Below are 20,494 nucleotides of genomic sequence, written 5' to 3' on the forward strand. Positions count from 1 at the left end.
TTTTTCAATTATTACACAAGGAGCTTTTATGCGTATTGAGCATGATTTCATTGGACAAATGGAAATTAGCGATGAAGTTTATTATGGGATTCAGACTTTAAGGGCGAGTGAAAACTTTTTTATCACCAACGACAAGCTTTGCAGTTATCCTGTTTTTATCAAATCTTTCGCTCAAGTCAAAAAAGCGGCTGCTCTAGCTAACGCGCAATTAGGCTTGATTGATGAAAAGCTTAAAATTGCGATTTGCCATGCGTGCGATTTGTTGATTGATGGTAAATATCACGATCAATTCGTTGTGGATATGATTCAAGGGGGGGCTGGCACAAGCACAAACATGAACATGAACGAAGTCATTGCTAATTTGGCTTTAGAATACATGGGGCATAAAAAGAGCGAGTATCAATTTTGCCACCCAAACGATCATGTCAACCGCTCCCAATCCACCAATGACGCCTATCCTAGCGCGTTAAAAATTGCGATTTATGAGCGCTTGAGCAATTTAGTCAATCCCTTAAAAGCCTTAAGAGACGCTTTCGCTCAAAAATCTAAGGAATTTGCTCATGTGATTAAAATGGGGCGCACCCAGCTTCAAGACGCTGTACCTATGACTTTAGGGCAAGAATTTGAAACTTATGCTTTGATGATTGATAGGGATATTGAGCAGGTTTTAGACGCTAGGAATTGGGTAAGAGAGCTTAATTTAGGCGGCACCGCTATTGGCACAGGGATCAATTCGCACCCGGATTATCGCAACTTGATTGAAAAGAAAATCCAAGAAGTAACGGGCCGTCCTTTTGTCATGGCTAACAATTTGATAGAAGCCACTCAAAGCACGGGGGCGTATGTGCAAGTGAGTGGGGTTTTAAAGCGTATTGCAGTGAAACTTTCTAAGGTTTGTAACGATTTAAGGTTGCTCAGCTCAGGCCCTAGAGCGGGATTGAATGAAATCAATTTGCCTAAAATGCAACCGGGTAGCTCTATTATGCCGGGTAAAGTCAATCCGGTGATCCCTGAAGTGGTCAATCAGGTGTGTTTTGCGGTCATTGGGAATGATTTGAGCGTGGCGTTAGCTGCAGAAGGCGGTCAGTTGCAACTCAATGTGTTTGAGCCGGTTATCGCTTACAAGCTCTTCCATTCTTTTGTGATTTTAGGGCGCGCGATTGAAACTTTGACGACTAAATGCGTGGAAGGCATCACGGCTAATGAAAAGATTTGCAAAGATTATGTCTTTAACAGCATTGGTATCGTTACCGCACTCAACCCTCACATCGGCTATGAAAAATCCGCTATGATCGCTAAAGAAGCCTTAAAAAGCGGTCGTTCTATCTATGACATCGCTTTAGAAAAGAAAATCTTAACTAAAGAGCAGCTAGACGATATTTTCAAGCCAGAAAACATGCTAAGCCCTCACGCTTTCAAAAAGCATAAAGATTAAACGCCTTGCAACACTCGCGCCTTCAAGTTTTACGCTCCCTTTATATGGAGCGTCTTTTAGGCGAAACTTACACTAACATCAATCTTACAAAGCCCCAAAACAAGCCCCTTAACAAACAAGTCCATGAGGGCATAGAAAATTGCAATCTGTGCAAACGCTACCAACATTCAAAACCGGTAGTGGGGCTTTTAAACGCTCAATCTAAGATCACTTTTATCACGCTCACCCCCATGCTGGATAGTCAATTAAATTTTTTAAACAATTTAAAAGCGCTCATGCTAGAGAGCATTATCCAAAAAGTGTTTGGCTATTCTTTGAAAGATTGCACGATTTTATCGCTCCTTAAATGCGACTCCAACAGCCTTAATTTAGAAGAAGAAATTAACGCATGCCTGCCTCATTTAACTTGGCAATTAGACAACAGCGCTTCAAAAGTCATTATCCTGTTTGGCGAGATTTTGCTCAAACGCCTTTTAAACCTTTTTAAAGAAGAATCCTTTGGGCGCATCGTGTCTTTAAAAACAAAAAATTTTTTAAGCACTTATGCTTTAGAAGACATGCTCAAAAACCCCATGCTCAAAAAAGAAGCGCTCACGCATTTTAAAATAGCGCTCCAACTCCTTAATCGGTTTTAACAATGACAGATGCATGCTAACTAATTTTAGATACTAGGACAAAGTGATGGATTATAAAGAATTGTTAGAATTTGATGATTACGCTATGGATCTGACTATTCGCATGGCACACCACAACTCCGCTATGGAGGGCAACAACCTGACTTTGGGTGATACAATGAGTATCTTAATAGACAGAAAGACCCCTATCAAGTCGGTGAGCTTGGATGAAGTGCATGAGATAGAAAATTATCGCAATTTTGTTCCCCTTATTTTAGAATTTTTAGAGAGAGATAAGATCATAGATGAACATTTGATTGGCCATTTTCATTCTGTTTTGATGCGTAATATCCTGCCTGATTTTGGAAAATTCAAAAACACTTATAATGAAATCATAGGGGCTAAAAAACCGACTGCAAGTCCAATAATGGTGCAACCTAGAATCAATGATCTGTGTTTGAAAATACAAGATGAAGCGCTATTGAATTTGAGCGGTGAAGAAAAAATAAAAAAGATAGTAGAACACCACATAGAATTTGAAGAGATCCACCCTTTTAGTGATGGCAATGGCCGCACAGGAAGAGCCTTGATGTTCTACCAAACCATAAAAGCTAATTTAACGCCATTTGTGATTGAAGTAAGCGCTAGAAGCGAATACATGCATGCTATGAGGGAACAAGACTCTAACGCTCTAGTTGGCATTATTAAGAACTGCCAAAAAATAGAACTAGAAAAGATTGAGCGATACACTGCCATTTTGAAAGAAAGACAAGCGACAAATTTTTCTGTCAAAAAATCATGAGCACTTGAAAAAGTCAGTTTTAAGAGTGTAGGGTGCAGTGGTGTCATTCACGCTTTGAGCCTTATAATGCAAACTTGCATAATACAAAGGCATTCTCAAATAACGCTCTTTAAAATCCAATTCATCAAAGCCTATGGCGTAATCAAAGAGGTTGAAATTAGGCACTTCATTTTCACCCGTATAAAACACTCGTTTAGCGTTTTGGTAGGAGAGGATTTTTCTGGCTCTTTCAATGGGATTACTAAAAACTAGGTCTACATGCTTTTTAGGGTTTCGGTGATAAGTGATTTCGTAATATTGGCTTAAGATAACATGCAAGATAAAACGCTTAAACCCTTTGGTTTCTCTTTTATCCAAAGGCCACCAATTCGCTAGGGCTATATTTAAGGGGGGCTTATGGTCTATCGCATCTAAATAAGCGCTGTCTATATAGGCGTCTAGTAGGGGCTGAAACATGGTTGTCCTTATGGTTTAAAGGAGTATTTTACAAAAAAAATTTTTTAAATCAAAGGCTTGATGAGCGCTAAATCAGGCTCATTGATGCAATGCGTGGCGTGTTGTTTTAAGATTTCTTTAGCGTTGAAAGCGATTTTTGTATGGGCATGTTTGAACATGCTCAAGTCATTCGCCCCATCGCCCACGACTAAAGTGCGATCTTTACTGATATTCAATAAGCGTTGCAAAGAGAGTAGCATTTCGCCTTTAGAATGCGAAAACATCATATGCCCCGTTACTGAGCCATTCAAGACGCCATTTTCCACGATGAGCGTGTTACTGAAAGCCGCATCTAAATTCAATAAATCTCTATAATGATTGGTCGCTAGATCAAACCCCCCACTAAAGCAAACCACTTTGTAGTTTTTCTCTTTTAAAGCGTTAATGAGTTCAAGCGCTCCATCAAATAAAGGCAGACTTTCACAAACTTCTTTGGCTAGTTTTAAGGGCATGTTTTTGAGTTTGGACACCCTTAAAATAAGACTCTTATGAAAATCTGTCTCGCCATTCATGGCTTTTGAAGTGATTGTTTTCACTTCATCAAAAACCCCCCACGCCCTCGCTAAAGACTCAATCGTCTCAGCATCCACTAGCGTGGAGTCAAAATCAAAAACGGCTAGTTTTTGCACCCAATGACCCTAAAATTAAGATTTCCTGCCTTTGGCGATCCCTTTGATGTATTGATCAGCCAAATACAAGCCATGGTTTTCATTACCAATCAACTCAATTTTATCCAAAATATCCTTGAAAAGCACTTCTTCTTCATGCTGTTCAGCCACATACCATTGCAAGAAATTGAAAGTCGCATGATCTTTGCTTTTTATGGCGTGATCGACGATATTGTTGATAGACTCGCTGATGTGTTGCTCATGTTCATAGGCTTTTTGGAAAATTTGAGTCAAACTTTCAAACTTATGCTCAGGTGCACTGATGCTGGTCAATTGCACAGGCACATTGTTTTCATTCAAGAAAACGATAAGCTTTTTAGCATGCCCGTATTCTTCAGCCGCATGATCAAACAAGAAAAGCCCCGCACCATCTAAGCTATGGGTATAGCACCATGAACTCATGCTCATATACAAGTTGGAAGAGTTCATTTCCTTATTCACTTGCTCGTTTAGCAACTTAATGATTTCTTTTGATAACATAGTATCTCCTTTGTGTTGGTTTAAGTTGTCCCATAATTATAGCATAAATGATAATGAAAAAGTAAACAAGAGTATGAAAATTTTTAAAAACTTATAAAAAATGAGAAAGAACGCCAGCTAATGGCTCAATAGGGCTTAGATTTTATCATAAAAAGCATTATATTAAGAATTATGTTGGATAAAAAGGGGGTTTGATTGAATAGGGGGTTAAAAGGGGATTTTTTACACTAATATATATAAAAAGCATTCTCAGTCTAAAAATGCTACAATGTTTATCTTTAAAATGAAAGGGCAATTTAACCATGGACTTTTTAGAAAAAGTATTAGACCATCAAATCACTGAAAGTAAAGAATTAGTGAAACTTTATGATTACGATTTATACACGCTAGGGGAAGCAGCGGATTCTTTGCGCCAAAGCATGCACCAAAAGATCGTGTATTTTAATGTCAATAGGCATTTAAACCCCAGCAATATTTGCGCGGACGCTTGCAAATTTTGTGCCTTTTCAGCCCACAGAAAAAACCCTAACCCCTATGAAATGAGTTTAGAAGAAATCCTAGAAAAGGTTAAAAACTCCTACAACAAGGGGATTAAAGAAGTCCATATCGTGAGCGCTCATAACCCTAATTACTCTTATGAATGGTATTTAAAGGTGTTTGAAACCATCAAACAAGAAATGCCTAACTTGCATTTAAAAGCTATGACCGCTGCAGAAGTGCATTTTTTAAGCACCAAATTCAACAAACCTTTTGAATTGGTGTTAGAAGACATGCTCAAAGCCGGGGTGGATTCCATGCCAGGTGGGGGGGCGGAGATTTTTGATGAAGAGATCAGGCGTAAAATTTGTAAGGGCAAGGTGGGATCTTCTCGGTGGTTAGAAATCCATGCTTATTGGCACAAATTAGGCAAAATGAGTAACGCTACCATGCTGTTTGGGCATATTGAAGATAAAATCCATCGCATCGATCACATGTTAAGAATCAAAAAAACTCAAAGCCCTAAAACTAAAGTGGAAAACAAAGAAGGGGGTTTTAATGCGTTTATCCCCTTGTTGTATCAAAAAGAAAACAATTATTTAAAAATAGAAAAATCCCCCAGCGCAATAGAGATCTTAAAAACCATCGCCATATCTCGCATTCTTTTAAACAATATCCCCCACATTAAAGCTTATTGGGCGACTTTGGGCTTGAATTTGGCTTTAGTGGCTCAAGAATTTGGCGCTAACGATTTAGACGGCACGATAGAAATAGAGAGCATTCAAAGCGCAGCAGGCGCGAAGAGCCGGCATGGTTTAGACAAAGAAGATTTGATATTTAAAATCAAGGATTCTGGGTTTGTTGCGGTAGAAAGGGATAGTTTGTATAATTTTATACAGAAATTTTAATAATTTTTAGCGTTTTTAAGAATGATTAGTTATAATAACGCTACTAACAACACTCAAGCTAAAATCTATTAAGGAAATCAGTATTAAAAAATTTATTCTATCTTCTCTTGTTTTCGCATGTATGAATACCAGCGTTGAAGCTTTAGAAAACAACGGCTCTAAACCAAGCGATTTGGCTTCTCCAAAAGAAACCGAAGTTCAAAAAAATGAAGCCCAAAACGAAACCTCTCAAGCCAATCAAACGCCTAAAGAAATGAAAGTCAAGTCCATTTCTTATGTGGGGCTTTCTTACATGTCTGACATGCTCGCTAATGAGATTGTAAAGATTCGTGTGGGCGATATTGTGGATTCTAAAAGAATAGACACCGCTGTTTTGGCCTTGTTCAATCAAGGGTATTTTAAAGATGTTTATGCCACTTTTGAAGGCGGTATATTGGAATTTCATTTTGATGAAAAAGCCAGAATTGCCGGGGTAGAAATCAAAGGTTATGGGACTGAAAAAGAAAAAGACGGCTTAAAATCCCAAATGGGGATCAAAAAGGGCGATACCTTTGATGAGCAAAAATTAGAGCATGCTAAAACGGCTTTAAAAACGGCTTTAGAGGGGCAGGGCTATTATGGGAGCGTGGTGGAAGTGCGCACAGAAAAGGTCAGCGAGGGCGCGTTATTAATCGTGTTTGATGTGAATAGGGGGGATAGTATTTACATCAAACAATCTATTTATGAAGGCAGCGACAAATTAAAACGCCGTGTGATTGAGTCTTTGAGCGCGAACAAGCAACGAGATTTCATGGGCTGGATGTGGGGCTTGAATGACGGAAAGTTACGCCTAGATCAGCTAGAATACGACTCCATGCGTATCCAAGATGTGTATATGCGTAGGGGTTATTTGGACGCTCATATTTCTTCGCCTTTCTTGAAAACGGATTTTTCTACCCATGACGCTAAGCTTCATTATAAAGTCAAAGAAGGGATTCAGTATAGGATTTCAGATATTTTAATAGAGATTGACAACCCAGTAGTCCCCTTAAAAACCTTAGAAAAAGCGCTTAAAGTGAAAAGGAAAGATGTCTTTAACATTGAGCATTTAAGAGCGGATGCACAAATTTTAAAAACCGAAATCGCTGATAAGGGCTATGCGTTTGCAGTGGTGAAACCAGACTTGGATAAGGACGAAAAAAACGGGCTTGTGAAAGTCATTTATCGCATTGAAGTGGGCGATATGGTGCATATTAATGATGTCATCATTTCAGGGAATCAGCGCACGAGCGATAGGATCATTAGAAGGGAGATATTATTAGGGCCAAAAGATAAATACAGCTTGACTAAATTAAGAAATTCTGAAAATTCTTTGAGGCGTTTAGGGTTTTTCTCTAAAGTCAAAATTGAAGAAAAAAGGGTTAATAGCTCGCTTATGGATTTATTAGTGAGCGTGGAAGAGGGGCGCACTGGGCAGTTGCAATTCGGGTTAGGCTATGGCTCTTATGGAGGGCTTATGTTTAATGGGAGCGTGAGCGAAAGAAACCTTTTTGGCACAGGGCAAAACATGAGCTTGTATGCTAACATTGCTACAGGGGGGGGGAGATCTTATCCTGGCATGCCAAAGGGAGCGGGGCGTATGTTCGCTGGGAATTTGAGCTTGACTAACCCAAGGATTTTTGACAGCTGGTATAGCTCTACGATCAACCTTTATGCGGATTATAGGATAAGCTATCAATACATTCAGCAGGGCGGAGGCTTTGGCGTGAATGTTGGGCGCATGCTGGGTAATAGGACTCATATTAGCTTAGGGTATAACTTGAATGTTACCAAACTCCTTGGTTTCAGTAGCCCCTTATACAACCGCTACTACTCCTCTGTTAATGAAGTGGTTTCTCCAAGACAATGTTCTACCCCCGCATCGGTGATTATCAACCGCTTATCAGGCGGTAAGACTCCGCTACAACCTGAAAGCTGTTCTAGTCCTGGGGCGATTACAACTTCACCAGAAATAAGAGGTATTTGGGATAGGGATTACCACACGCCTATCACTAGCTCTTTCACTCTTGATCTAAGCTATGACAACACCGATGATTATTATTTCCCTAGAAATGGGGTTATCTTTAGTTCCTATGCGACGATGTCCGGTTTGCCAAGCTCTGGCACGCTCAATTCTTGGAACGGGTTAGGCGGGAATGTCCGTAACACTAAAGTTTATGGTAAATTCGCCGCTTACCACCATTTGCAAAAATATTTATTGATAGATTTGATCGCTCGCTTTAAAACGCAAGGAGGTTATATCTTTAGGTATAACACCGATGATTACTTGCCCTTGAACTCCACTTTCTACATGGGGGGCGTAACCACGGTGAGAGGCTTTAGGAACGGCTCCATCACGCCTAAAGATGAATATGGCTTGTGGCTTGGAGGCGATGGGATTTTTACCGCTTCTACTGAATTGAGCTATGGCGTGTTGAAAGCGGCTAAAATGCGTTTAGCGTGGTTTTTTGACTTTGGTTTCTTGACCTTTAAAACCCCAACTAGAGGGAGTTTCTTCTATAACGCTCCCACCACGACAGCGAATTTTAAAGACTATGGCGTTGTAGGGGCTGGGTTTGAAAGAGCGACTTGGAGGGCTTCTACAGGCTTACAAATTGAATGGATTTCGCCCATGGGGCCTTTGGTGCTCATCTTCCCTATAGCGTTCTTCAACCAGTGGGGCGATGGCAATGGCAAGAAATGTAAAGGGCTATGCTTCAACCCTAACATGGACGATTACACGCAACACTTTGAATTTTCTATGGGAACAAGGTTTTAAAATGCGCACCAACAGAGAAGAAATGTTAGATCTAATGAAAAACGCGCCCTTGAAAGAATTAGGGCAAAGGGCTTTGAGAGTGAAACAACGCTTGCACCCTGAAAACTTGACGACTTTCATTGTGGATAGGAATATCAATTACACCAATATTTGTTTTGTGGATTGCAAGTTTTGCGCGTTCAAGCGCACCCTAAAAGAAAAAGACGCTTATGTGTTGAGCTATGAAGAAATTGATCAAAAAATTGAAGAATTGCTCGCTATTGGTGGCACGCAGATCCTCTTTCAAGGGGGGGTGCACCCGCAGCTCAAAATAGACTATTATGAAAATTTAGTGAGCCATATCGCTCAAAAATTCCCCACTATCACTATCCATGGTTTTAGTGCGGTTGAAATTGATTACATTTCTAAAATCTCTAAATTGTCCTTAAAAGAAGTTTTAGAAAGGTTGAAAAACGCCGGTTTAAGCTCCATTCCAGGGGCCGGTGCAGAAATACTAAGCGATAGGGTGCGCGATGTGATCGCGCCTAAAAAATTGAGCAGTGATCGGTGGGTTGAAGTCCATAGAATGGCGCATCTTTGCGGGATCAAAAGCACGGCTACCATGATGTTTGGGAGCGTGGATAATGAAGAAGATGTGATAGAGCATCTCCAAAGGGTGCGCGATTTGCAAGATGAAACCGGCGGCTTTAGGGCTTTTATTTTATGGAGCTTTCAGCCTAATAACACCCCCCTAAAAGAAGAAATCCCTAGCATTAAAAAAGCGAGTTCCAATCGGTATTTACGCTATTTGGCATGCAGTAGGATTTTTTTAGATAACATTCAAAACATACAAAGTTCATGGGTTACTCAAGGCTCTATGATAGGGCAGTTAGCCTTATTGTTTGGAGCGAATGATTTAGGGAGCGTGATGATGGAAGAAAATGTAGTGAAAGCGGCCGGGACGAGTTTTTGCATGAATGAAGCGGAAATGATAGAGCTTATTGAAGACATTGGGAGTGTGGCGGCTAAACGAAACACCGCTTATGAAATCTTAAAACGATACCCTGTTAGAGCAAAGGTATAAAGAGCATGAAAAAAATTTTAATCATTTTATTATTAGGAGTTTTTATGGGGTTACAAGCGAGCGCTTTGACACACCAAGAGATCAATCAAGCTAAAGTCCCTGTGATTTATGAAGAAAACCATTTGTTGCCCATGGGGTTTATCCATTTAGCTTTTAGGGGGGGTGGGAGCTTGGGCGATAAAAATCAGCTGGGCTTAGCGAAATTGTTCGCGCAAGTTTTAAACGAAGGCACTAAAGAGCTTGGCGCGGTGGGGTTTGCACAACTTTTAGAGCAAAAAGCGATCAGTTTGAATGTGGATACCAGCACAGAAGATTTGCAAATCACTTTAGAATTTTTGAAAGAATACGAAGATGAAGCCATAACGCGCTTAAAAGAGCTTTTAAAATCCCCTAATTTCACGCAAAACGCCTTAGAAAAAGTTAGAACGAGAATGTTAGCCCAACTTTTGCAAAAAGAAAGCGATTTTGACTATTTAGCCAAATTGACTTTAAAACAAGAACTTTTCGCTAACACCCCTTTAGCTAATGCGTCTTTAGGCACTAAAGAGAGCCTTCAAAAAATCAAGCTAGACGATTTGAAACAACAATTTACTAAGGTTTTTGAACTCAATAAGCTCGTGGTGGTGCTTGGGGGCGATTTAAAAATGGATCAAACCCTTAAGCGTTTGGATAACGCTCTTAATTTCTTGCCGCAAGGTAAGGCGTATGAAGAGCCTTATTTTGAAACAAGCGATAAAAAGAGCGAAAAAATCCTCTATAAAGACACCGAGCAGGCTTTCGTGTATTTTGGCGCGCCCTTTAAAATCAAAGACTTAAAACAGGATCTAGCGAAATCTAAAGTGATGATGTTTGTGCTTGGGGGAGGGTTTGGCTCTCGTTTGATGGAAAAAATCAGGGTTCAAGAGGGCTTAGCTTATAGCGTGTATATCCATTCTAATTTTTCTAAAGTGGCGCATTTTGCAAGCGGGTATTTGCAAACCAAGCTCAGCACTCAAGCTAAAAGCGTCGCCTTAGTTAAAAAAATCGTTAAGGAATTTGCAGAAAAAGGCATGACCCAACAAGAATTAGACGACGCTAAAAAGTTTTTACTAGGCTCTGAGCCTTTAAGGAATGAAACGCTTTCTAGCCGCTTGAACACCACTTACAACTATTTTTATTTAGGGTTGCCTTTAGATTTTAAAAAAACATTGCTTGATCAAATCCAAAAAATGAGTTTGAAAGAAATCAACGATTTCATTAAAGCGCACACCGAAATCAATGATTTGACCTTTGCCATTGTGAGCAATAAGAAGAAGGATAAATAATGCCGTTTGAAGCTGTAATCGGGCTAGAAGTCCATGTCCAACTCAACACCAAAACCAAAATCTTTTGCTCTTGCTCTACAAGTTTTGGAGAATCCCCTAATTCTAACACCTGCCCTGTGTGTTTGGGCTTGCCGGGAGCTTTGCCGGTATTGAATAAAGAAGTGGTTAAAAAAGCCATCCAATTAGGCACAGCCCTTGAAGCCAATATCAATCAAAATTCCATTTTTGCAAGAAAAAATTATTTTTACCCTGATTTGCCTAAAGCTTATCAAATCTCGCAATTTGAAGTCCCTATTGTGAGCGATGGGAAATTAGAAATTGACACTCAAGAGGGCGTCAAAATCGTGCGTATTGAAAGGGCTCACATGGAAGAAGATGCCGGTAAAAATATCCATGAGGGCGGTTATTCTTTGGTGGATTTGAACCGCGCTTGCACCCCTTTATTAGAAATTGTCAGTAAGCCGGACATGAAAAATAGCGAAGAAGCCATTGCGTATTTGAAAAAGCTTCATGCTATCGTGCGTTTTATAGGGATTTCTGATGCGAACATGCAAGAGGGGAATTTCAGGTGCGATGCGAATGTTTCCATCAGGCCTAAGGGCGATGAAAAGCTTTACACAAGAGTGGAGATTAAAAATTTAAATAGTTTTAGATTTATCGCTAAAGCGATTGAATATGAAATAGAGCGCCAAAGCGCGGCGTGGGAAAGCGGGCGTTATAATGAAGAGGTGGTTCAAGAAACGCGCCTTTTTGACACTGCTAAAGGGATCACCCTTTCTATGCGTAATAAAGAAGAGTCGGCGGATTACCGCTATTTTAAAGATCCGGATTTGTATCCTGTGTTTATCAATGAAAAATTTTTAAAAGAAGCTCAAAAGATCAACGAATTGCCTAGCACGAAAAAAATCCGCTACATGAAAGATTTTAACCTTAAAGAAGACGATGCGAATTTATTGGTGAGCGATCCTTTATTGGCAGAGTATTTTGAAAGCATGCTTAATCTTGGGGTTAAGGCTAAAACGAGCGTTACATGGCTTTGCGTGGAATTGTTAGGGCGCTTGAAAGCTGAGATCACTTTAGAAAATTGCGGGGTTAGCGCTCACACGCTAGGCGCTTTAGCCAAACGAATCGATGAGGGCAAAATTTCTGGCAAGAGCGCTAAAGATGTGTTAGACAGGCTTTTAGAAGAGCGTGGGGGCGATGTGGATGCACTCATTGAACAAATGGGCTTGTCTCAAGTCAATGATACAGAAGCGATAGTTAAAGTAATAGAAGAAGTGCTTAAAAACAACGCCGATAAGGTGCTTGAATACAAAAGCGGTAAGGACAAGCTTTTTGGGTTTTTTGTAGGCCAAGCGATGAAAAATCTCAAAGGCGCTAATCCTAGCGTGGTGAATGCTATTTTGAAAGAGAAATTGGATTAATGAGAAGAATTTTTTCTTATGTTTTAAAAGTTTTGTTGTTGTTTAGGGTGGTTTATGCAGAGCCTGAATCTAAAGTGGAAGCCTTAGAGGGGAAGAAACAAGATTCTTCTTTGGATAAAAAAATCCGCCAAGAATTGAAGAATAAGGAGTTGAAAAACAAGGAAGCAAAAAGTAAAGAAGAAAAGAAAAAGACCGAAGAAAAGAAAGAAGTAAAACCCAAAAGAAAGCCCAGAGCAGAAGTCCATCATGGGGACGCTAAAAGCCCATCTCAAAAAATTGCGTCTCCTAAAATTAAAGAGAGCGCTAAAGGCGTTCAAAATAAAGGCACTCAAAGTAATGCGCCAAAACCTGAGGAAAAAGAGACAACCTCTCAAACTCTTGAAAAAAATAAAGGGACAAGCCCTGGCTCGCAATTCAATTCCATTTTTGGCAATCCTGATAACGCTACCAATAACACCCTTGAAGATAAAGTCGTGGGGGGCATTTCCTTACTCGTTAATGGCTCGCCTATCACGCTGTATCAAATCCAAGAAGAGCAAGAAAAATCTAAAGTGAGCAAAGCCCAAGCAAGGGATCGCTTGATCGCTGAACGCATTAAAAACCAAGAAATTGAACGCTTAAAAATCCATGTAGATGATGACAAGCTAGACCAAGAAATGGCGATGATGGCGCAACAGCAAGGCATGGATTTGGATCATTTCAAACAAATGCTTATGACTGAGGGGCATTATAAACTCTATAGAGAACAGCTTAAGGAACATTTAGAAATGCAAGAATTGTTGCGTAATATTTTGCTCACTAATGTGGATACTAGCTCTGAAACCAAAATGCGCGAGTATTACAACAAACACAAAGAGCAATTCAGTATCCCCACAGAAGTAGAAACCGTGCGCTACACTTCAACGAGTCAAGAGGATTTAGAAAGGGCTATGGCAGATCCTAATTTGGAAATTCCAGGGGTAACTAAGGCCAATGAAAAAATAGAGATGAAAACCCTAAACCCTCAAATCGCTCAAGTCTTTATTTCTCATGCTGAAGGCTCTTTTACGCCTGTTATGAATGGGGGTGGGGGGCAGTTTATCACCTTTTATATCAAGGAAAAAAAGGGTAAAAATGAAGTGAGCTTCAGCCAAGCTAAGCAATTCATCGCTCAAAAATTAGTGGAAGAATCTAAAGATAAGATTTTAGAAGAGCATTTTGAAAAAGTGCGCGTCAAGTCTAGGATTGTGATGATTAGAGAGTGATCTTTAGATCGTGCAACATTTTAATTTTTTCTATAAAGATTCTCTTTTTTCTATCGCTTTATTAACTTTTGTTATCGCTCTTGTCATTTTATTAGAACAGGCTAGGGCGTATTTCACCCAAAAGAAAAACAAAAAATTCTTACAAAAATTCGCTCAAAACCAAAACGCTTATGTGAGTAGTGAAAATTTAGACGAGCTTTTCAAGCATGTAAAATTTTCTAGTTTGATGTTTTTAGCTAGGGCGTATTCTAAAATCGCTGACATAGAAATGAGTATTGAAATCTTAAAAGGGCTTTTAGCGCGCCCTTTAAAAGATGAAGAAAAAACCGCTGTTTTGGATTTATTGGCTAAAAATTATTTTAGCGTGGGGTATTTGCAAAAAGCGCAAGACACTTTGAAAGAGATTTTGCGCTTTTCTCCAAGGAATGTGGAAGCGTTATTGAAACTCATGCATGTGTATGAATTAGAAAAGGATTATTCAAAGGCTTTAGAGACTTTAGAATGCTTGGAAGAATTAGAGGTCCCTGAAATTGAAACGATCAAAAACTACCTTTATTTAATGCATTTAATAGAGAGTAAGGAAGATGCGAATAAAATCTTGCATGTGGCAAAAAATTCGCCAGATTTGAAAAAAATCGCTTTGAATTATTTAAAATCTTGCGATGAAAATCTTTTTTGGCAAGAGATCGATAAAACCGAACGGCTAGAAAATTTAATCGATCTTTTATGGGATCAAAATATCCCTGCTTTTATTTTAGAAAAACATGCTCTTTTGCAAGACATCGCGCGCTCTCAAGGGTTGCTTTTAGATGGTAAGTTTTGTCAAATCTTTGAATTAGAGGTTTTACGCGCTTTATTGAATAGCCCTATAAAAGCGAATTTGACTTTTGAATACCGCTGCAAGCATTGCAAACAAATTTTTCCTTTTGAAAGCCATAGATGCCCTGTGTGTTACCAATTAGCGTTTATGGATATGGTGCTTAAAATCTCTAGAAAAACGCATGTTATGGGGGTGGATTAGATGCAAGAAATTGAAATTTTTTGCGATGGCTCTTCTTTGGGCAATCCCGGGCCAGGCGGGTATGCGGCGATTTTACGCTATAAGGATAAAGAAAAAATCATCAGTGGGGGCGAACAATGCACCACCAATAACCGCATGGAATTAAGGGCGTTGAATGAAGCTTTAAAAATCTTAAAACGCCCATGCAATATCACGCTTTATAGCGATTCGCAATATGTGTGTCAAGCGATCAATGTGTGGCTGATTAATTGGCAAAAAAAGAATTTTGCTAAAGTCAAAAATGTGGATTTGTGGAAAGAATTTTTAGAAGTCTCTCAAGGGCATTCTATTGTGGCTGTTTGGATCAAGGGGCATAACGGGCATGCACAAAATGAGCGGTGCGATAGTCTCGCTAAATTAGAAGCGCAAAAATGGGTCAAAACGGCCACTTGAAAGGGATAAGATGAAAGACAAAAACAATAAGCTTGCAGATTGCCCTTATATTACGCTAGAAAAAGCTTTAGGGTATTCTTTTAAAGACAAGCATTTATTGGAGCAAGCCTTAACGCATAAATCATGCAAGCTCGCTTTAAACAACGAGCGCTTGGAATTTTTAGGCGATGCGGTGTTGGGCTTGGTGATAGGGGAGTTGCTATACCATAAATTTTATCAATACGATGAGGGGAAACTCTCCAAATTAAGGGCTTCTATCGTAAGCGCGCAGGGTTTTACGAAATTAGCGAAAGTGATTTCTTTGCAAGATTATTTGCGCGTCTCTTCTTCTGAAGAAACCTCTAAAGGGAGGGAAAAACCCTCTATTTTATCAAGCGCCTTTGAAGCTTTAATGGCTGGGGTGTATTTGGAGGCAGGGTTAGATAAAGTGCGTAAAATCATGCAAAATTTGCTCAATCGCACTTACAAGCGTTTGGATTTGGAACATTTGTCTGTGGATTATAAAACCGCTTTGCAAGAATTGACCCAAGCGCAATTTTGCGTGATCCCCACTTACCAATTACTCAAAGAAAAAGGGCCCGCTCACCATAAAGAATTTGAAATGGCTTTATACATTCAAAATCAAATGTATGCGACCGCTAAAGGCAAGAGTAAAAAAGAAGCCGAACAGCAATGCGCCTATCAAGCGCTCCAAAAACTTAAGGGGATAAAATGAATACTTTAGGGCATTTTTTAAGGCTAACGACTTTTGGAGAATCGCATGGGAGCGTCATAGGGGGGGTTTTAGACGGCATGCCTAGTGGGATTAAAATAGACTATGCATTATTAGAAAATGAAATGAAGCGCCGTCAAGGGGGGAGGAATGTTTTCACCACGCCACGAAAAGAAGACGATAAAGTGGAAATAACAAGCGGGGTTTTTGAAGATTTCAGCACAGGGACGCCCATAGGGTTTTTAATCCACAATCAAAGGGCTAGGAGCAAGGATTACGATAACATTAAAAACCTTTTCAGACCTAGCCATGCGGATTTCACTTATTTTTATAAATACGGCATCAGAGATTTTAGGGGTGGGGGGAGGAGTTCGGCCAGAGAGAGCGCTATAAGAGTGGCAGCTGGGGCGTTTGCTAAAATGCTTTTAAAAGAAATTGGCATTGTTTGTGAAAGCGGGATTATGAAGATTGGGGGCATTGAAGCCAAAAATTACGATTTCAATCATGCTTTAGAAAGTGAAATTTTTGCCCTGGATAAAGAACAAGAAGAAGCGCAAAAAACAGCCATTCAAAACGCTATCAAAAACCACGATAGCATAGGGGGGGTGGCTTTGATTAGAGCAAGGAGCGTGAAAAGAAATCAAAAACTCCCCATTGGATTAGGCCAGGGGCTATACGCTAAATTAGACGCTAAAATCGCTGAAGCGATGATGGGGCTTAACGGGGTGAAAGCGGTTGAAATTGGCAAAGGGGTAGAAAGCTCTTTATTAAAAGGCTCAGAGTATAATGATTTGATGGATCAAAAAGGGTTTTTGAGCAATCGTAGTGGAGGGATTTTAGGGGGCATGAGCAATGGGGAAGAGATCATTGTTAAAGTGCATTTTAAACCCACGCCAAGCATTTTCCAACCTCAACCAACCATAGACATTAAGGGTAATGAATGCGAATGTTTGTTAAAAGGCAGGCATGACCCTTGCATTGCGATTAGAGGGAGTGTGGTGTGTGAGAGTTTGCTCTCGTTAGTGTTGGCCGATATGGTATTACTCAATTTGACTTCAAAAATAGAGTATTTAAAAACGATTTATAATGAGAATTAAACGAAATTGGATACAATCAGCTTAAAAAGGATATAAATGGAAAAGTTACCTAAAAAACGAGTTTCTAAAACCAAATCACAAAAACTTATCAATAGCCTTACCACCCAAAAAAACAGAGCTTTGCTTAAAAAAATCAGCGCTAATGAAATGCTTTTAGAGTTAGAAAAAGGGGCGTTTAAAAAAAATGAAGCTTATTTTATTTCTGATGAAGAAGATAAAAATTATGTTTTAGTGCCAGATAATGTGATCTCTCTTTTGGCAGAAAACGCCAGAAAAGCTTTTGAAGCCAGGCTTAAAGCGGAATTAGAAAGGGATATTATCATTCAAGCGCCGATTGATTTTGAAGACGTGCGCGAAGTTTCTTTGCAATTATTAGAAAATTTACGCCAAAAAGATGGGAATTTACCCAATATCAACACCTTAAATTTTGTCAAACAAATCAAAAAAGAACACCCTAATTTGTTTTTTAATTTTGACAACATGTTCAAACAACCCCCTTTTAATGAAAATAATTTTGAAAATTTTGACAGCAATGATGAGGAAAATTTTTAATGCAAACCATTGATTTTGAAAAATTTTCACAATACTCTAAGCCCGGCCCACGATACACCAGCTACCCCACAGCGGTGGAGTTTAAAGAAAATTTTAACGAAGAGAGTTTGAAAAAAGCGTTTTTTTCCCATGACAACCTCAAAAACCCCATGCCCTTATCGCTTTATACGCATTTGCCCTTTTGCAGGAGCGCGTGTTATTTTTGCGCTTGTTCGGTCATTTACACTAGTTTGGAAGAGAAAAAAACCCGCTATATTAGCTATCTTAAAAAAGAACTCGCCCTTTTAAAAAATGCGATGGACACGAACAGAGAAGTGGCGCAATTCCACTATGGCGGCGGCACGCCAACCTTTTTTTCGCCCATTCAATTAGATGAGATCACTCAAAGCATTCAAGAAGTTTTCCCCAATTTCAGCCAAGACATTGAAATGAGTTGCGAGATTGACCCTAGGCATTTCACTAAAGAGCATATGCAAACCTTATTTGATAGAGGGTTTAACCGCTTGAGTTTTGGGGTGCAAGATTTTGATTTTGAAGTCCAAAAAGCCATTCATAGAATCCAGCCTTTTGAAATGGTTCAAGATGCGGTGAAGCTCGCTAGAGATTATGGCATTAAATCCATTAATTTTGATTTGATTTATGGCTTACCCAACCAAACTAAAGAGAGTTTTTTAAAAACTTTGGAGTGGGTTTTGAAACTGGATCCGGACCGATTAGCGGTGTTTAATTACGCGCATGTGCCTTGGGTGAAAAAAACGATGCGTAAAATTGATGAAACCCTATTGCCAAGCCCTAAAGACAAATTAGAGATTCTAGAAGCCCTGATTAGTTTTTTAGAAAAAGCAAATTATCAAATGATAGGCATGGATCATTTCGCTAAAAGCGATAATGAATTGTATCTAGCCCTTCAAAAAGCGGAGTTACGCCGTAATTTTCAAGGCTATACCACGAAAAAATTCACTCAAACCATTGGCATTGGCGTTACGAGCATTGGCGAAGGGGGCGATTATTACACGCAAAATTATAAAGATTTAAACCAGTATGAAAAAGCCCTTGATTTGGGGCATTTACCGGTAGAAAGGGGCGTAGCGCTAACCAAAGAAGATGTGTTAAGGAAAGAAGTGATCATGCAAATGATGAGCAATTTAAAATTGGATTACTCTAAAATTGAAGAAAAATTTTCTATTGATTTTAAAGCGCATTTTAAAAAAGAATTAGAAAAATTAAAGCCTTATGAAGAAGCGGGTTTGCTTTCATTCAATGCTAAAGGCTTTGAGATGACAAGAACAGGGGGCATGCTCGTAAGAAACATGGCTATGGAATTTGACGCGTATTTGCGTGGGGGCGAAAAACATTTCAGTAAAACGCTATGAGTGAAAATATTTTTGAAGAAGTAGGGGACGCTTGCGTTAAATGCGCTAAATGCGTGCCAGGTTGCACCATATACCGCATTCATAAAGATGAGGCGACTTCGCCTAGGGGCTTTTTAGATTTGATGCGCTTAAACGCTCAAAACAAGCTTAAATTAGACACGAATTTAAAACACCTTTTAGAAACTTGTTTTTTATGCACCGCTTGCGTGGAAACCTGCCCTTTTCATTTGCCCATAGACACCTTAATAGAAAAAGCCAGGGAAAAAATCGCTCAAAAGCATGGCATTGCATGGTATAAAAAATCCTATTTTTCGCTTTTAAAAAACCGCAAAAGAATGGATAGGGTGTTTTCGGTGGCGCATTTTTTAGCCCCTTGCGTTCTCAAGCAAGTAGGGGATAGTTTAGAGCCTAGAGTGGCGTTTAAAGGCTTGTTCAAACGCTTTAAAAAAAGCGCTCTGCCTCCTTTAAATCAAAAAAGTTTTTTGCAAAAACACACAGAGGTTAAGCCTTTAGAAAACCCCATTCAAAAAGTGGCGATCTTTATAGGGTGCTTGAGCAATTACCACTACCAGCAAGTAGGGGAGAGCTTGTTGTATATTTTAGAAAAGCTTAACATTCAAGCGATCATTCCTAAACAAGAATGCTGCGCGGCTCCTGCATATTTTACCGGCGATAAAGAAACCACGCTTTTTTTAGTGAAAAAAAACATTGAATGGTTTGAAAGCTATTTAAATGAAGTGGATGCGATCATCGTGCCTGAAGCCACATGCGCTAGCATGCTCATTAACGATTATTACAAGGTGTTTTTAGGCGAAAAAGATAAGGATTTGTATGTGAAGCGTTTGGAAAAAATCACGCCTAAAATCTATCTTGCGAGCGTGTTTTTAGAAAAACACACCCCTTTAAAAAATCTTTTAGAAAAAACCCCTAATGAAAGAAAGGAAGTGATTACTTATCATAACCCTTGCCATGCCAAAAAAACCCTAAACGCCCATAAAGAAGTGCGAAACTTGCTCAATTCGCATTATGAAATCAAGGAAATGCCGGATAATTGTTGCGGCTTTGGGGGGATTACCATGCAAACCGAAAAGGCAGAGTTTTCTTTTAAAGTGGGGCTTCTTAGGGCTAAAGAAATCATGGACACCAAAGCTGGAATTTTGAGCGCAGAATGTGGGGCATGCCATATGCAACTCAATAACGCTCTAAAATCTTTAGACAACCCCAACACCCCCTCTTTTTTACACCCCCTAGAACTCATCGCTAAGGCTTTAAAAAGCGCTGAATAGAGATTAAAAACGCTGAAAGGCATTTTTTAAAAATAAACAATAAAAGAGCTTGCAAAAAGCAAATAATAATCTCTTTAAAAAAGCGGTCTTCTTGGGTTAGGGGGTTTTTAGTTGGGGATTAAGGGGAGAGTTAAGTGCAAAAAATACCCCCTATCCCCTCAAGAGTTTTGCAATAAAATAAAATCTAAAACAATAAAGCAAGTTAATTAAAATCCTATTTTTTATCCCACCAGCACGAAAAACTCTGTCCTTTAGGGTGCAGTAAGTGTATAGCTGTTAGGCTATATTTAAGCTAAAAGATAGCAAAATA

At 39.3% G+C, this 20,494-nt stretch carries 18 protein-coding genes and 1 pseudogene; 16 read left to right on the forward strand and 3 right to left on the reverse strand.

Going from position 1 to position 20,494, the window contains the following annotated elements; genetic code table 11:
• The first annotated feature begins 28 nt into the window (after nucleotides 1-28).
• From aspA to AA977_RS02950, 3 genes are read left to right on the forward strand one after another with little or no spacing between them, the layout of a single operon-like run.
• Nucleotides 29-1,435: an aspartate ammonia-lyase gene (gene aspA, locus AA977_RS02940; RefSeq protein WP_001217499.1), complete on the forward strand. Its 1,407-nt coding sequence runs from the start codon at nucleotides 29-31 to the stop codon at nucleotides 1,433-1,435.
• Between the two features lie 44 nt (nucleotides 1,436-1,479).
• Nucleotides 1,480-2,070, forward strand: coding sequence for a uracil-DNA glycosylase family protein (locus AA977_RS02945; RefSeq protein WP_064435184.1), 591 nt, complete (start codon nucleotides 1,480-1,482; stop codon nucleotides 2,068-2,070).
• A gap of 46 nt (nucleotides 2,071-2,116) precedes the next feature.
• Entirely contained in the window at nucleotides 2,117-2,851 is a 735-nt protein-coding gene (locus tag AA977_RS02950) for a Fic family protein (protein WP_064434523.1), read from the forward strand.
• 12 nt (nucleotides 2,852-2,863) lie between these two features.
• On the opposite strand, the pseudogene AA977_RS02955 reads toward AA977_RS02950, so the two are convergent.
• From AA977_RS02955 to AA977_RS02965, 3 genes and pseudogenes are all read right to left on the reverse strand, one after another.
• A pseudogene (locus AA977_RS02955) lies at nucleotides 2,864-3,307 on the reverse strand (glycosyltransferase family 10 domain-containing protein); the annotation flags it as partial.
• A gap of 44 nt (nucleotides 3,308-3,351) precedes the next feature.
• Nucleotides 3,352-3,975 carry a phosphoserine phosphatase SerB gene (gene serB, locus AA977_RS02960; RefSeq protein ID WP_064434525.1) on the reverse strand — a complete coding sequence of 208 codons (624 nt, stop codon included), beginning with the start codon at nucleotides 3,973-3,975 and terminating at the stop codon, nucleotides 3,352-3,354.
• 15 nt (nucleotides 3,976-3,990) lie between these two features.
• The gene (locus AA977_RS02965; protein ID WP_064434526.1) at nucleotides 3,991-4,494 is read right to left on the reverse strand and encodes a ferritin; all 504 of its coding nucleotides are present in this window, start codon (nucleotides 4,492-4,494) and stop codon (nucleotides 3,991-3,993) included.
• Between the two features lie 302 nt (nucleotides 4,495-4,796).
• Between AA977_RS02965 and mqnE the strand changes: the two genes are divergently transcribed.
• The 13 genes from mqnE to AA977_RS03030 all read left to right on the forward strand — a co-directional run bounded on the left by mqnE (nucleotide 4,797) and on the right by AA977_RS03030 (nucleotide 20,184).
• Nucleotides 4,797-5,879, forward strand: coding sequence for an aminofutalosine synthase MqnE (mqnE, locus tag AA977_RS02970; protein WP_064434527.1), 1,083 nt, complete (start codon nucleotides 4,797-4,799; stop codon nucleotides 5,877-5,879).
• 121 nt (nucleotides 5,880-6,000) lie between these two features.
• Nucleotides 6,001-8,676: an outer membrane protein assembly factor BamA gene (gene bamA, locus AA977_RS02975; RefSeq protein ID WP_253764838.1), complete on the forward strand. Its 2,676-nt coding sequence runs from the start codon at nucleotides 6,001-6,003 to the stop codon at nucleotides 8,674-8,676.
• A 1-nt stretch (nucleotide 8,677) separates the two neighbouring features.
• Entirely contained in the window at nucleotides 8,678-9,739 is a 1,062-nt protein-coding gene (locus tag AA977_RS02980; RefSeq protein ID WP_064434529.1) for a dehypoxanthine futalosine cyclase, read from the forward strand.
• Between the two features lie 5 nt (nucleotides 9,740-9,744).
• Complete coding sequence (locus AA977_RS02985; RefSeq protein ID WP_064434530.1) at nucleotides 9,745-11,043, forward strand: M16 family metallopeptidase; 1,299 nt, start codon at nucleotides 9,745-9,747, stop codon at nucleotides 11,041-11,043.
• The gene (gatB, locus tag AA977_RS02990) at nucleotides 11,043-12,467 is read left to right on the forward strand and encodes an Asp-tRNA(Asn)/Glu-tRNA(Gln) amidotransferase subunit GatB (RefSeq protein ID WP_064434531.1); all 1,425 of its coding nucleotides are present in this window, start codon (nucleotides 11,043-11,045) and stop codon (nucleotides 12,465-12,467) included. Before AA977_RS02985 ends, gatB begins: the two co-directional genes overlap by 1 nt.
• Nucleotides 12,467-13,711: a peptidylprolyl isomerase gene (locus tag AA977_RS02995; protein WP_064434532.1), complete on the forward strand. Its 1,245-nt coding sequence runs from the start codon at nucleotides 12,467-12,469 to the stop codon at nucleotides 13,709-13,711. The genes gatB and AA977_RS02995 overlap by 1 nt, the downstream gene beginning before the upstream one ends.
• A 10-nt stretch (nucleotides 13,712-13,721) precedes the next feature.
• Entirely contained in the window at nucleotides 13,722-14,732 is a 1,011-nt protein-coding gene (locus AA977_RS03000) for a hypothetical protein (protein WP_064434533.1), read from the forward strand.
• The gene (gene rnhA, locus AA977_RS03005) at nucleotides 14,733-15,164 is read left to right on the forward strand and encodes a ribonuclease HI (protein ID WP_064434534.1); all 432 of its coding nucleotides are present in this window, start codon (nucleotides 14,733-14,735) and stop codon (nucleotides 15,162-15,164) included.
• 10 nt (nucleotides 15,165-15,174) lie between these two features.
• Nucleotides 15,175-15,879, forward strand: a complete 705-nt coding sequence (gene rnc / locus AA977_RS03010; protein ID WP_064434535.1) for a ribonuclease III — start codon at nucleotides 15,175-15,177, stop codon at nucleotides 15,877-15,879.
• A complete protein-coding gene (gene aroC, locus AA977_RS03015; RefSeq protein ID WP_064434536.1) occupies nucleotides 15,876-16,973 on the forward strand; it encodes a chorismate synthase in 1,098 nt (365 codons plus the stop codon). The genes rnc and aroC overlap by 4 nt, the downstream gene beginning before the upstream one ends.
• A 36-nt stretch (nucleotides 16,974-17,009) precedes the next feature.
• Nucleotides 17,010-17,525, forward strand: a complete 516-nt coding sequence (locus AA977_RS03020) for a DUF2603 domain-containing protein (RefSeq protein ID WP_000413489.1) — start codon at nucleotides 17,010-17,012, stop codon at nucleotides 17,523-17,525.
• Nucleotides 17,525-18,898, forward strand: a complete 1,374-nt coding sequence (gene hemN / locus AA977_RS03025; RefSeq protein ID WP_064434537.1) for an oxygen-independent coproporphyrinogen III oxidase — start codon at nucleotides 17,525-17,527, stop codon at nucleotides 18,896-18,898. The genes AA977_RS03020 and hemN overlap by 1 nt, the downstream gene beginning before the upstream one ends.
• A complete protein-coding gene (locus tag AA977_RS03030) occupies nucleotides 18,895-20,184 on the forward strand; it encodes a (Fe-S)-binding protein (RefSeq protein WP_064434538.1) in 1,290 nt (429 codons plus the stop codon). Before hemN ends, AA977_RS03030 begins: the two co-directional genes overlap by 4 nt.
• Nucleotides 20,185-20,494: the final 310 nt, after the last annotated feature.

It is taken from the genome of Helicobacter pylori, from assembly GCF_001653455.1.
Classification (GTDB): domain Bacteria; phylum Campylobacterota; class Campylobacteria; order Campylobacterales; family Helicobacteraceae; genus Helicobacter; species Helicobacter pylori_A.

Excerpts from the sequence above, each read along its gene's own strand:
- aspA (WP_001217499.1), top strand. The coding sequence starts at position 29 with ATGCGTATTGAGCATGATTTCATTGGACAAATGGAAATTAGCGATGAA.
- AA977_RS02945 (WP_064435184.1), top strand. The coding sequence starts at position 1,480 with ATGGAGCGTCTTTTAGGCGAAACTTACACTAACATCAATCTTACAAAG.
- AA977_RS02950 (WP_064434523.1), top strand. The coding sequence starts at position 2,117 with ATGGATTATAAAGAATTGTTAGAATTTGATGATTACGCTATGGATCTG.
- AA977_RS02965 (WP_064434526.1), bottom strand. The coding sequence starts at position 4,494 with ATGTTATCAAAAGAAATCATTAAGTTGCTAAACGAGCAAGTGAATAAG.
- mqnE (WP_064434527.1), top strand. The coding sequence starts at position 4,797 with ATGGACTTTTTAGAAAAAGTATTAGACCATCAAATCACTGAAAGTAAA.
- bamA (WP_253764838.1), top strand. The coding sequence starts at position 6,001 with ATGAATACCAGCGTTGAAGCTTTAGAAAACAACGGCTCTAAACCAAGC.
- AA977_RS02980 (WP_064434529.1), top strand. The coding sequence starts at position 8,678 with ATGCGCACCAACAGAGAAGAAATGTTAGATCTAATGAAAAACGCGCCC.
- AA977_RS02985 (WP_064434530.1), top strand. The coding sequence starts at position 9,745 with ATGAAAAAAATTTTAATCATTTTATTATTAGGAGTTTTTATGGGGTTA.
- gatB (WP_064434531.1), top strand. The coding sequence starts at position 11,043 with ATGCCGTTTGAAGCTGTAATCGGGCTAGAAGTCCATGTCCAACTCAAC.
- AA977_RS02995 (WP_064434532.1), top strand. The coding sequence starts at position 12,467 with ATGAGAAGAATTTTTTCTTATGTTTTAAAAGTTTTGTTGTTGTTTAGG.
- rnhA (WP_064434534.1), top strand. The coding sequence starts at position 14,733 with ATGCAAGAAATTGAAATTTTTTGCGATGGCTCTTCTTTGGGCAATCCC.
- rnc (WP_064434535.1), top strand. The coding sequence starts at position 15,175 with ATGAAAGACAAAAACAATAAGCTTGCAGATTGCCCTTATATTACGCTA.
- aroC (WP_064434536.1), top strand. The coding sequence starts at position 15,876 with ATGAATACTTTAGGGCATTTTTTAAGGCTAACGACTTTTGGAGAATCG.
- AA977_RS03020 (WP_000413489.1), top strand. The coding sequence starts at position 17,010 with ATGGAAAAGTTACCTAAAAAACGAGTTTCTAAAACCAAATCACAAAAA.
- hemN (WP_064434537.1), top strand. The coding sequence starts at position 17,525 with ATGCAAACCATTGATTTTGAAAAATTTTCACAATACTCTAAGCCCGGC.
- AA977_RS03030 (WP_064434538.1), top strand. The coding sequence starts at position 18,895 with ATGAGTGAAAATATTTTTGAAGAAGTAGGGGACGCTTGCGTTAAATGC.